At 66.1% G+C, this 11,766-nt stretch carries 9 protein-coding genes; 6 read left to right on the top strand and 3 right to left on the bottom strand.

Going from position 1 to position 11,766, the window contains the following annotated elements:
• Positions 1 to 244: 244 nt before the first annotated feature.
• Positions 245 to 1,855, top strand: a complete 1,611-nt coding sequence (locus U5709_RS01175; RefSeq protein WP_321970962.1) for a S1C family serine protease — start codon at positions 245 to 247, stop codon at positions 1,853 to 1,855.
• Positions 1,856 to 2,132: 277 nt separating this feature from the next.
• Here the strand turns inward: U5709_RS01175 and U5709_RS01170 are convergent, their stop codons facing one another.
• Both U5709_RS01170 and U5709_RS01165 read right to left on the bottom strand, forming a co-directional pair.
• Positions 2,133 to 2,390 (bottom strand): hypothetical protein, encoded by a 258-nt coding sequence (locus U5709_RS01170; protein WP_321970963.1) that lies wholly within the window; start codon positions 2,388 to 2,390, stop codon positions 2,133 to 2,135.
• Between the two features lie 42 nt (positions 2,391 to 2,432).
• Complete coding sequence (locus U5709_RS01165) at positions 2,433 to 2,774, bottom strand: hypothetical protein (protein WP_321970964.1); 342 nt, start codon at positions 2,772 to 2,774, stop codon at positions 2,433 to 2,435.
• Between the two features lie 108 nt (positions 2,775 to 2,882).
• Between U5709_RS01165 and U5709_RS01160 the strand changes: the two genes are divergently transcribed.
• From U5709_RS01160 to ligA, 4 genes are all read left to right on the top strand, one after another.
• Positions 2,883 to 4,412, top strand: a complete 1,530-nt coding sequence (locus tag U5709_RS01160) for a DUF2130 domain-containing protein (RefSeq protein WP_321970965.1) — start codon at positions 2,883 to 2,885, stop codon at positions 4,410 to 4,412.
• A gap of 212 nt (positions 4,413 to 4,624) precedes the next feature.
• On the top strand, positions 4,625 to 4,942 hold the full coding sequence (locus U5709_RS01155; RefSeq protein ID WP_321970966.1) for a metal-sensing transcriptional repressor: 318 nt from the start codon (positions 4,625 to 4,627) through the stop codon (positions 4,940 to 4,942).
• 10 nt (positions 4,943 to 4,952) lie between these two features.
• Positions 4,953 to 7,550: a heavy metal translocating P-type ATPase gene (locus U5709_RS01150; protein WP_321972570.1), complete on the top strand. Its 2,598-nt coding sequence runs from the start codon at positions 4,953 to 4,955 to the stop codon at positions 7,548 to 7,550.
• 532 nt (positions 7,551 to 8,082) lie between these two features.
• Complete coding sequence (gene ligA / locus U5709_RS01145; protein WP_321970984.1) at positions 8,083 to 10,212, top strand: NAD-dependent DNA ligase LigA; 2,130 nt, start codon at positions 8,083 to 8,085, stop codon at positions 10,210 to 10,212.
• On the opposite strand, the gene U5709_RS01140 is transcribed toward ligA, so the two are convergent.
• Complete coding sequence (locus U5709_RS01140) at positions 10,209 to 10,664, bottom strand: hypothetical protein (protein ID WP_321970968.1); 456 nt, start codon at positions 10,662 to 10,664, stop codon at positions 10,209 to 10,211. The genes ligA and U5709_RS01140 overlap by 4 nt on opposite strands.
• Before the next feature lie 331 nt (positions 10,665 to 10,995).
• Here U5709_RS01140 and U5709_RS01135 point away from each other — a divergent pair, with 331 nt between their 5' ends.
• On the top strand, positions 10,996 to 11,742 hold the full coding sequence (locus U5709_RS01135) for a polyphosphate polymerase domain-containing protein (RefSeq protein ID WP_321970969.1): 747 nt from the start codon (positions 10,996 to 10,998) through the stop codon (positions 11,740 to 11,742).
• Positions 11,743 to 11,766 lie beyond the last annotated feature (24 nt).

Raw genomic sequence — 11,766 nt, 5'->3', positions numbered from 1 at the left:
CAGGCTCGGGAAGCTGGACTTCTCGGCGCAGACGTCGACGCTGTGCTACCCACCATAAACGTCATAGAGCCCAAAAATGCAGCCGGTCCGCTGGTGAGCCGTACACTGGTTTTCAGCAATTTCAAAGTGTCATGCCGCAAACGTGACCGTTGCTTGGTTCAGTAATCTGTAAGCGCCGTGGGGTACATTGCCAATGGACGCACAAGACCGAACCACCGGGTCGCCCGGCGGGAGGGGAGAGAATTTGGACGAGTACAGTAACGATCCGTTCGCCACGGGTTACACAGGCGCGGACACGACCTCGCAGCCGCCGACGACGCAGGTCCCGGCCCAGCCGACGACCCGGCAGCCGGCGCAGCAGAGCTACCAGGCTGCCGACCAGAACGCCTACCAGGGCGCGGCTCACCAGCAGGGCGCCCCCGACCCCTTCGCCGCGGGCCAGGCCGAGCCTTTCGCTGCCCCTGCCGACACGACCGCCCGACACGCGCGCGTTGATTATTCCGCGCCGCAGGCGGGAGGCGGCTCGACCGTCCCGCCGATCCCCGGCCAGGAGCCGGGCCTCGCGACGACCCCTGAGCCCTCGCCCAAGAAGAGCGGCGGCGCCAAGTCGCTCATCCTTGGCCTTGTCGGCGGCGTCGTGGGCGCGGGCCTGCTCACGGGCGCGCTTCTTGCCACCGGCGTCATCGGCAAGAGCTCCACGGCCCTGAGCTCGGGCACGAGCCAGTCCGTGACCATCACCCCGAGCGATGAGGACACCTCCACCGCCAACGCCGTGGCCGCCAAGGCCCTGCCCTCGGTCTGCACGGTCAACGTGAGCTCGAGCTCGTCTTCGGGCCTCGGCTCCGGCGTCATCTACGACACCGAAGGCAACATCATCACCAACTACCACGTCATCGACGGCGCCGACTCCGTCTCGGTCACCATCGACGGCACCACCTACGACGCGACGGTCGTCGGCTCGGACTCCAGCTCCGACATCGCCGTGCTCAAGGTCGACCTCAACGGCGCCTCCGTGACCCCCATCGAGATCGGCGACTCCTCCTCGGTGCAGGTCGGCGACTGGGTCATGTCCGTGGGCAGCCCCTTCGGCCTCGAGCAGTCCGTCTCGCAGGGCATCGTGAGCGCCCTCACGCGCAACGAGCTCCTCACCAGCAGCTCGGGCAACACGCTCTACACGAACCTCATCCAGGTCGACTGCTCCATCAACCCCGGCAACTCGGGCGGTGCGCTCGTGGATTCCGAGGGTAAGCTCATCGGCATCTGCACCCTGTACACCTCCAGCACCGAGAGCTTCGCCGGCATCGGCTTCGCCATCCCCGGCAACTACGCCGTCAAGCTCGCGCAGAAGATCATCGCCGGCGAGACCGTGACGCACGCCCACATCGGCCTGTCGATGCAGACCGTCAACGAGAGCAACGCCAAGGCCAATAAGCTCTCCGTGACGTCCGGCGCCTACGTGGCAGACGTCACCGAGAACGGCCCGGCCGCGAATGCCGGTATCCAGAAGGGCGACATCATCATCGGCATGGACGGCTCGGCCATCACCTCCGCCGACGGCGTGATCCTCGCCGTGCGCTCGCACGAGATCGGCGACACGGTCAAGGTCACCGTCATGCGCGGCACCGAGGAGAAGACCTTCGACGTCACGCTCGACGACGACGAGGAGCTGCAGAAGCAGCAGTCCGTCACCTCGGACATCAACAGCTACCTCAACAACAACACCGACTCCGACTCCACGGTTGACCTGTACGACCTGTTCAACCAGTTCATGCAGCGGCAGAACGGCGGTTCAGGCGGCAACGGGTACGGCAACGGTTACGGTAACAACGGCTACGGCTACGGTTACGGCAACTAAGGCCTAGGCAAATCGACTCGGACGGGGGCTCGCCGGTGCGGCGGGTCCCCGTTTTTGGCTCTAAGAGGTCTCTTTATGGCCCGTCATCACCTACGCGGCGTCGTTCCCGGCCGACCGGCTGCAAAAAACAGGGATGGCGGCAGTTTTTTACGGACCCTTCGAGTAGCCTGCGTTTTGCGATCAATAAAACCGCAGGTAGATGCGTTGCCCGTAAAACAGCTACTCTGGCGGCACGCAATAAACTGCCGCCATCCCTGTATTTTGGCGCGCGGCCTGGCTATTCCTCGTAGCTCATCTCCTCGCACCAATAATCGTAGGCCTCGCTGCGGTTGGCGAAGTACCCGGAGCAATCGTCGGCGTAGTCGTCGGGGTCGTCCCAGCCGTTCGGGTCGGGCTTTGCGGTCTTGGCGGACTCGGGCGCCGACTCGCCCGTGCCGTAGAGGTCGGGAAGATCGCGGCCGGTGACGCTCCCGTCGTACCAATACGGCTTGCTAAGGGCCGACTTCTCGATCTTGACGACCTCGCTGTCCAGCACGTATGCGGTGAAGACGAGGATGTGCTCGCCGTCTTTTGAGCACTACTTGCGGGGCTTGCTTCCCTTGAATTTTTCGCCGCTGATCTCGTCACCGACCTCGTCGGCGGGCCCGAGCCAGGTCTTGTCGATGAGGCTTGCGGCATGCCTTGGTAGGGGAGTCGACCGCTCACGTCGGGAAGCTCCTCGGAGGAATCGGGCGAGGCGGTCGTCGTGGTCGGCACGGTGGCGACCGGGGCCGACTGCGAAGGCGAGGTGTCGCCGGGGGAGGTGGTCGATCGATCCCGAGCGCCGCTCGCAGAAGCCGTCGACGTTACGGATGCGCCGGAGCGCCCCTGTGACAAGGGCTCCGGCGAGCAAGAGCATCGCGACGGGCAGCCTTTTCATATCGGCTCCTAACGGACAGGCTGGTCCCGGGACTCAATTATGCGCCCGGGCAATTGTTGTCCGGTGCGTCGAGTATGCTTTGAGCAACCAACGAACAAGGGGGTACCCATGGCAGAGATCAAGTGCCCGCACTGCAGCCGCGTGTTCACCGTCGACGAGTCCGAGTACGCGAGCATCGTCAAGCAGGTGCGCGACGATGAGTTCGAGCGTGACATGGCCGCGCGCCTTACGGTGGCGCGGCGCGAGCAGGAGGCGGCCGTGGCGGCTGCCGTGGCAAAGGCGCGCGAGGAGGCCCAGACAAGCGCCTCCAAGCAGCGTGAGGAGGCCCGTGCCGGCGCGGCCGAGAAGGACGCGCTCATCGCGAAGCTCGAGGCGAAGCTCGAGGCGAGCAGGACGGCCGCCGACGACGCCCGGGAGAAGGCGGAGACCAAGGCCGCAGGCGAGCTCTCGGCGCTCAAGGCCGAGCTCGCGCAGGCGCAGGCAACGGCCCAGACGCAACTTGCCGAGGCCAGGGCCGCCGCCCAAACCGAGCTCGCGCAGGCCAGGCAGAAGGCTGCCGAGGAGCTCTCGGAGGCCAGGCAGAAGGCCTCCCAGACGCTCGCGGAGCGCGACCGCAGGATTGCGGAGCTCGAGGGCGCGGCGAGGTCCGCCGAGGAGGCCCGTCAGGCCCAGCAGACCCTCGCCGTCGCCCAGGCGACCGGCGAGCGCGACAAGCGCATCGTCGAGCTCGAGGGCAATCTCCGCGCCGCCGAGATAGAGCGCCAGCAGACCGAGGACAGCCTGCGCAAGGAGATGCTCGAGAGGGTCGGCCAAAAAGACCAGCGGATCCGCGACCTCGACGACGAGATTGAGCGCATAAAGAACCAGCGCTCGCGCCTGTCCGTCAAACTGATCGGAGAGACGCTCGAGCAGCACTGCGAGAACACCTTTAACCAGGTGCGCATGATGGCGTTCCCCAACGCGGAGTTTCACAAGGACAACGACGTGGTGGACGGCACCAAGGGCGACTACGTCTTCCGTGAGCTCGATGAGTCGGGGGTGGAGGTCGTGTCCATCATGTTCGACATGAAGAACGAGGACGACGCCTCCGTCAACCGCAAGAAGAACGAGGACCACTTCAAGAAACTCGATAAGGACCGTCGCGACAAGGGCTGCGAGTACGCGGTGCTCGTCTCGACGCTCGAGCCCGACAACGAGCTCTACAACAACGGCATCGTCGACGTGTCGTACCTGTACCCCAAGATGTACGTGATCCGCCCGCAGTTCTTCTTGCCGATGATCTCGCTTCTGCGCAATGCCGGCAAAAACGCCGTGGAGGCGCGCCGCGAGCTCGCCGAGATCCGGCAGCAGAACATCGACATCACGGGCTTCGAGGACGCGTTGTACGACTTCAAGGAGAAGTTCGGCAAGAACTACGAGGCCGCCAGCCGCAAGTTCGACGCCGCCATCGACGAGATCGACAAGACCATCCAGCACCTGCAGAAGGTCAAGGAGAACCTGACGAGCTCCGAGCGCCAGCTGCGCTTGGCCAACGACAAGGCAGACGGCCTGACTATCCGCAAGCTCACCTACAAGAACCCCACCATGCAGGCCAAGTTCAAGGAGCTGCGTGCTGCCGAACCCAGCGAGATCGAGTAGTCTGGCGTCTGTCAAGGGTGGCTGTTTCGGGCAACGGGTCCTGAGCAACGGGCCCTGCCTAGGATGAATGTTTCGTTTGGCGGGCGCGCTTTGCCTGTCACCCGTGACTGTCATCCTTGGCGGCGCCATTCTTCCTTGACAGGTACCCCGTGGGGGTATATTGTCCTTCTCGATAGGTACCCCCTCGGGGTATGCGAGAAACGAGGAGCTTCATGGCCGAGAACGACAAGCCGACCTGTTGTCACTGTGCCAGCCGCAAGCACACGCCGCGCACCGACGAGCTCAAGGCCGACGTCACGCGCCGCATCAACCGCGCCGTGGGGCAGCTCAACGGCATCAAGGTCATGGTGGAGGAGGACCGCTACTGCGGCGACGTGCTCACGCAGCTGGCCGCCGTTGAGTCGGCTGTCAAGGCCATCTCGCGCGAGGTCATGCAGGACCACTTGGAGACCTGCGTGGTGGAGCGTGTCCAGGCCGGCGACACCGAGGTCGTCGACGAGGTCATGGGCCTCTTCAAGAAGTTCATGTGAGGTGGCGCCCGTGAGGGAGACCTTTGACATCCAGGGCATGACCTGCGCGGCGTGCTCTTCTCGCGTCCAGAAGGCGGCGGCAGGCGTCACGGGCGTGGCCGAGGCCAACGTCAACCTGCTCAAGAACTCCATGGAGCTGGACTTCGACGGCACGGACGCCACGGCTGCGGCCGTGATTGCCGCCATCGGGAAGGCCGGCTACGGGGCCACGCGCCGCGTGGCTGCCGCGGGCGCGGGGAAGTCCGGCCGCACGGCTGCGCCGGTGCCCGCACCCGGCGGCACCGCGGCCAAGGCCATCCACGAGCGCCTTGTGCAGCTCGTGGTCTCCATCTGCTTCTCCGCCCCGCTCTTCTACGTGGCCATGGGCCCGATGCTTGGCTGGCCGGAGGTGCCGGGCCTGGACGGCATGAACAACATGATGGCCTCGGCGCTCACGCAGCTGCTGCTGTGCGTGCCGATCCTCTTTATCAACCGCCGCTACTTCATCGTGGGCTTCCGCACCCTGTGGCACCGCTCGCCCAACATGGACTCGCTCATCGCCATCGGATCTGCCGCGAGCTTTGCCTACAGCGTGGCGGCGCTCTACCGCATGGCCTGGGCCTTCGGCGCGGGCGACATGGCAGCAGCACATGAGGCCATGCACGGCCTCTACCTGGACTCTGCCGGCATGATCTTGGCCCTGATCGACCTCGGCAAGTACTTCGAGGCGCGCGCCAAGGGCAGGACCACCGACGCCATCGCGGCCCTCATGGACCTTGCCCCCAAGACCGCGCGCGTCCAGCGAGACGGCGCGGAGGTGGAGGTACCAACCGAGGACGTGGCGGTCGGCGACCGCGTGGTCGTGCGCGCCGGCGAGTCCGTGCCGGTGGACGGCCGCGTGGTTGAGGGCGCGGCCTCTCTTGACGAGTCGGCCATCACGGGTGAGTCCGTGCCTGTGGAGAAGGGCGTCGGCGACCGCGTGACGGGCGCCACCACCTCCACGCGCGGCTGGTTTGTCATGGAGGCCACGGCCACGGGCGACGACACCACGCTTGCGGGCATCATCCGCCTCGTGGACGAGGCCACGAGCTCAAAGGCCCCCATCGAGCGCATGGCCGACAAGATCGCAGGCGTCTTCGTGCCGGCGGTCATGGGCATCGCGGCCGTGACCTTCGTGGTCTGGATGGCCATCTCGGGCGACTTTGCCGGCGCGCTCAACCACTGCATCAGCGTGCTCGTCATCAGCTGTCCGTGCGCGCTTGGATTGGCCACGCCCACGGCCATCATGGTGGGCACGGGCCGCGGCGCCGCCAACGGCATCCTCATCAAGTCCGCCGAGGCGCTTGAGACGGCCTGCGGGATTGACTACGTGGTTCTCGACAAGACCGGCACCGTGACGGCGGGACGCCCGCAGGTCACGGACGTGGAGCTCGTGGCCGGGGTGGCCGAGCACGACCTCGCGCGCCTGGCCGCCGCCGTGGAGCGCAAGAGCGAGCACCCGCTGGCAGAGGCCATCTGCGCCTACGTGGACGCCGCGTGGCCCGGGGCCGACGCGGACGCCGCAGTGGAGGGCTTCTCGCAGGTCGCGGGCGGAGGGCTTCTCGCCAGCGTCGATGGGCGCGCCGTTGTTGCCGGAAACGCGCGGCTGATGGGCGACAAGCGCGTGGCGCTGGGGGCATTGGCCGAGCGCGCCGACGTGCTGGCCGCCGAGGGCAAGACGGCGCTCTTCTTTGCCGCCGGCGGCCGTGCGCTGGGGATCGTTGCCGTGGCCGACCCCGTGAAGCCCACGAGCGCGGCAGCCATCGCGCGCCTGCGCGAGATGGGCGTCAAGACGCTGCTGCTCACGGGTGACGCGCAGGCAACGGCCGAGGCCGTGGCCGCTCGCGTTGGCGTGGACGACGTGGTGGCGGGGGTCCTGCCCGCGCAGAAGGAGGTTCGCGTCCGCGAGCTCCAGGAGGCGGGGCACCGCGTGGCCATGGTCGGCGACGGCATCAACGACGCGCCGGCGCTCGCGCGCGCGGACGTGGGCATTGCCATCGGGGCCGGCACGGACGTGGCCATCGGCTCTGCCGACGTGGTGCTCATGCGCTCCGACCCGGCCGACGTGGCTCGCGCCATCGAGCTCTCGCGCGCCACGATGAGAAACATCAAGCAGAACCTCTTCTGGGCGCTGTTCTACAACGCCATCTGCATCCCGGTGGCGGCGGGCGTCCTCGTGGGCGCGGGCATCACGCTGAACCCGATGATCGGCGCTGCCGCCATGGGCTTCTCGTCGGTCTTCGTGGTGGGCAACGCCCTGCGCCTGCGCACCTGGAAGCCCAGCGAGGTCGCAGGTAAAGCTGGCAAGACGTGCGCCGCGCCCGCCGAGGTGAGCGTCCGCACAGACATAGAAGTTCCAACGAGCGAAGCAAAGGAGAACATGATGGAAAAGACGCTCAAGGTTGAGGGAATGATGTGCAAGCACTGCGTGAAGCACGTGACCGAGGCCCTGCAGCAGGTGGCGGGCGTGGAGTCCGTCGACGTCAGCCTTGAGGCCGGCACGGCTACCGTGGCCTGCGCCGACGACGTTGCCGACGACGCTCTTCTCGCCGCCGTCCGCGCCGCCGACTACGAGTGCCAGATGGCCTAGCCCAGCGCTGACACCCGAGCAAGTTCAGTTGTAAAGAAGACCCATCCTCCTCACAAAGAACGGGCAGGGCCGCTACGCGTTGCTCACGATGGCCTACTACGATCACTTGGTCGCTGAGCTCAAGCTCTCGAAGGCCCTCAACGAGTGGCTCGGCTCGCGCACATTAGGTAAGGATTAGTCCCACAATCAGGGGCGGATGGGGCCGATTCTCCGAGTTTTTCGTAAGGAGATAAGGCTTATGAGCATTTCAGATGCAATACAACTGGCAATACTCGTAATCGCGGCAGTTCAACTGGGCATTAATCTGCGCAGAAGAAAATAGCCGTCCCTAAGTTAGGAACGGCCACTCTCTACCACTTAATTCAGTCAAAAAAGTGGAGAACGGCTTGCCCGTTAGCGGCGGGCGCCATCCGTTCCTGATTCTAGCACTGCGATTATAGCCGGCAAGCCCGGCTTTGGAATAGGAGAAACAATGAGCGAAACGGATTGCGGCACCCAGGGCACGCTTTTCGGCGAGGAGCCGGAGCCTGGCATGGTGGCGAGAAAGACCTTGCGCCTAGCGCCGCTCGCGAGCCCCCGCGCCCGCGCGGCGGAGCTCAACCGCCTGCTCAAGACCAACGCGTACAAGTACTACGCCCTCGACGCGCCCGAGGTCACCGATGCCGAGTTCGACCGCTGGCTCCATGAGCTCAAGGCTCTCGAGGCCGCCCACCCCGAGCTCGTGACCCCCGACTCCTACACACAGCGCGTCGGTGGCTTTATCTCCGAGCAGTTCGAGCCCGTCCGCCACGCCCAGCGCATGTACTCCATCGACGACGCCATGAACCTCGAGGAGCTGGACGAGTGGCTCGCTCGCACGGACGAGGCCCTGGGCTCCACGCCGGAGCATCCCGTGGCCTATACTTGCGAGCTCAAGATCGACGGCCTGGGCGTGGCGCTCACCTACACGAATGGCGAGTTCGAATGTGCCGCCACCCGCGGCGACGGCACCACGGGCGAGAACGTCACCGCTAACGTGCTCACCATCAAGGACATCCCGCATGCGCTGGCGGCCGCCGGCGCATCTCGCGTGAAAGACGGCGGCCTTGGCCAGAGCGTGGAGGTCCGCGGCGAGGTCTATATGCCCAAGCGCAGCTTCGTGCGCCTGAACGAGGAGGCGGACGCCGCCGGGCGAACTCCCTTCGCAAACCCGAGAAACGCCGCCGCGGGCAGCCTTCGCCAGAAGGACCCCAAGGTTACGGCCGTGCGCGACCTGGAGACGTTCATCTACTCCGTGGCCGACGAGGCCCCGCTTGACGTCAGTAGCCAGTGGCAGTTTCTGCAGTGGCTGCGCGACTGCGGCTTCAACGTGAACCCCAACGCGTCCCGCTGCACGAGCGCCGCGGAGGTGCACGACTTCTGCGCCAACGCCCTTGCGCACCGCGACGACCTTGACTACGACATCGACGGCGTGGTGGTGAAGGTGGACTCCTTTGCCAGCCAGGCGGCCCTCGGCTTCACGGCGCGCGCCCCGCGCTGGGCCATCGCGTTCAAGTTCCCGCCCGAGGAGAAGCGCACCGTCCTTCGCGACATCCGCATCCAGGTGGGCCGCACGGGCGTGCTGACGCCGGTGGCAGAGTTTGACCCGGTGCTCGTGGCCGGCTCCACCATCGCGCGCGCCACGCTGCACAACATCGACGAGATTCGCCGCAAGAACGTCCGCGTGGGGGACACCATCGTGGTCCACAAGGCCGGCGACGTCATCCCCGAGGTCGTGGGGCCCGTGCTTGAGCTGCGTCCGGAGGGCGCCGTCGAGTTCCAGATGCCGGCGGCCTGCCCCTCCTGCGGCTCTCCCGTTATCCGCGAGGAGGGCGAGGTCGCCTACCGCTGCGTCTCCATCGACTGCCCGGCACAGGCCACCGAGCGCCTGATCCACTGGGGCAGCCGCAACGCCATGGACATCGACGGCCTGGGCGACGAGCTCGTGGGCCGCATGGTTGAGCAGGGGCTTCTCACCGACGTCGCAGACTTCTACGACCGCCTGACAGAAGGAGCCTTTGCCGATGTGTCCACCGGCCGCCAGTCCGTGGACGGCGACGACATCGTGGTGGGCAAGGTCATCGCCAAGAAAGTCATGGCGCAGGTGGGGGAGTCCAAGGGCCGCGGCCTTTCCCGCGTGCTCTTCGGCCTGGGCATCCGCCACGTGGGCGCCAACGTCGCCGGGCTTCTTGCCAAGCACTTCGGCAGTATGCAGGCCCTCATGACGGCGACGGAGGAGGACATCGCCGCCATCGACGGCGTGGGCCCCAAGATCGCGGCTTCCGTGCGTGAGTTCTTCTGCGTCGAGAAGAACGTGGCCGTGGTGGAGCGCCTGCGCGAGGCGGGCGTCGTGCTGGAGGAGGAGCAGGCCGAGCCCGAGCGCCCGCAGACGCTTGCCGGCCTCACCTTCGTTCTGACGGGCACCCTCGAGAAGTACAACCGCACCGACGCCGGCAACCAGCTCAAGGCCCTGGGCGCCAAGGTGGCGGGCTCCGTCTCCAAGAAGACGAGCTATGTCGTCGCCGGCGAGGCCGCAGGATCAAAGCTCACGAAGGCCCAGAGCCTGGGCGTGCCCGTGCTCGACGAGGCCGCGCTCGACGTCATCCTCACCACGGGCAACTTGCCGGAAGGGGCTTCGGTCTAGCGAGTCCCGAGGCTGACACGGGCGCTTAGGTCCTTGCCCTGCTTCTCCGCCCGTGCGAGGACGGACCTGATCGAGACCATGCGCCTCGCGCCCTCTTTCCACGACTCGAGCGAGCCTTTGTCGCAGAGTTGCCCGATACGTGTGCGCGAAACGCCCAGCCACTCGGCGGCCCGGGCGGCGCTTATCGCTCGGATGCCGTCGAGGTCGCGCTCGACGCTCAGTACGATGATCTCGCCGCCGTGGCAGGGACTCGACACAAACACCGTGTCCGGCAGGTGCTCCTTGCGCATGAGCGCATTGTCGACAAACTCGGCAAGAAGCAGGTGCGCGGCGTGAATCGCGTCGATTTTGCTGCTCCCGCGGGCGACGCTCGACCCGAGTCCGAGGGCCTCGGCGATGTATCCGGAGCCGTTATCCGAACGATAGAGCTCGAATTGCGCGACGTAATGCATGGTGAAGACCCTGCTTTTGGTTCAACTGTTAATCCAAATAGTAGGCAATTCAGGAATCGTTAAGGCGCAAGATACGCGGACGGGTGCTCGAACGGCGCAAAAACACCGCCGTATGGCTCAGGGTGCCTTCGCGACGCCGGGCGACCCGCCTTCGCAACGCCGGGCGACCCGCCTGCGCGATGCCGGGCGGCTACTTGCGCAACCGTGCGATTTTAAGGAAGCAAAAAGTGTCGCGTGTCTTCTGCGTATGCGTTGACCTGCGCGTTTACCTAAAGCTGATTTTAAGCTCGGTTGGCTACGCTTCTCTCGTCAGCGAAGAGAAGGGAGTGTTATGAGCGGCTCAGGCCCCAAAAATCAACTCGTGTTCAAACGCTACGAGACCAAGTTCCTCCTCGACGGCGACCAAAGGTCCTCGCTCGAGGAGCTCGTCGCGGCCAATATGGTGCCCGACGAGCACGGTCCCTCCACGGTGCGCAACGTCTACTACGACACGCCGACGGCGCTTCTCGCGCGCAGGTCCGCGGAGCACCCCGACTACAAGGAGAAGGTCCGTACCCGCTGCTACGGGACGCCGCATCCCTTCGACCCGGTTTTCGTGGAGCTCAAGAAGAAGTGCGACGGCGTCGTGTACAAGCGGCGCTGCGAGCTCGCGCCGGCCGATGCGGCCGAGCTTCTTGCCGGGCGCGGGCGTCCCCGGACGCAGATCGAGCGCGAGCTCGACTGGACCTGCCGGCGCTACGAGGGGCTCAGGCCCTGCGCGTATTTGGCCTACGACCGCGTCGCGTACCGCGGGCGCTCGGATTTTGACCTTCGCCTCACCTTCGACCAAAGGGTGCGCGTCCGCTGGGACGACGTTGCCCTTTGCGGGCCGGACGTCGGGCGGCTCGTCTTGCCCGAGGGAACCTCGATCCTCGAGGTCAAGACGCCGCGCGCGTTCCCGCTGTGGCTCGCGCGCTACCTGAGCGCGGCGGGGATCCGCAAGCGAAGCATCTCCAAGTACGGGCGGGCATGGGAGCTGCGCGACGTGGACGCGTGCCTGCCGCTCGGCGCTCCGGCCGCCGAAACCGGTCTGGTATGATCTCGCGCCCGGGACGGCATTTTG

The organism is Paratractidigestivibacter sp. (assembly GCF_963660155.1).
Taxonomy (GTDB): domain Bacteria; phylum Actinomycetota; class Coriobacteriia; order Coriobacteriales; family Atopobiaceae; genus Paratractidigestivibacter.
Note: the sequence above shows the minus strand (reverse complement) of the source record. Positions and strands in the feature narration are given on the sequence as shown.

Coding starts and splice junctions, on each gene's coding strand:
- U5709_RS01165 (WP_321970964.1), bottom strand. CDS start 2,774: ATGAAAAGGCTGCCCGTCGCGATGCTCTTGCTCGCCGGAGCCCTTGTC.
- U5709_RS01160 (WP_321970965.1), top strand. CDS start 2,883: ATGGCAGAGATCAAGTGCCCGCACTGCAGCCGCGTGTTCACCGTCGAC.
- U5709_RS01155 (WP_321970966.1), top strand. CDS start 4,625: ATGGCCGAGAACGACAAGCCGACCTGTTGTCACTGTGCCAGCCGCAAG.
- ligA (WP_321970984.1), top strand. CDS start 8,083: ATGGTGGCGAGAAAGACCTTGCGCCTAGCGCCGCTCGCGAGCCCCCGC.
- U5709_RS01140 (WP_321970968.1), bottom strand. CDS start 10,664: ATGCATTACGTCGCGCAATTCGAGCTCTATCGTTCGGATAACGGCTCC.
- U5709_RS01135 (WP_321970969.1), top strand. CDS start 10,996: ATGAGCGGCTCAGGCCCCAAAAATCAACTCGTGTTCAAACGCTACGAG.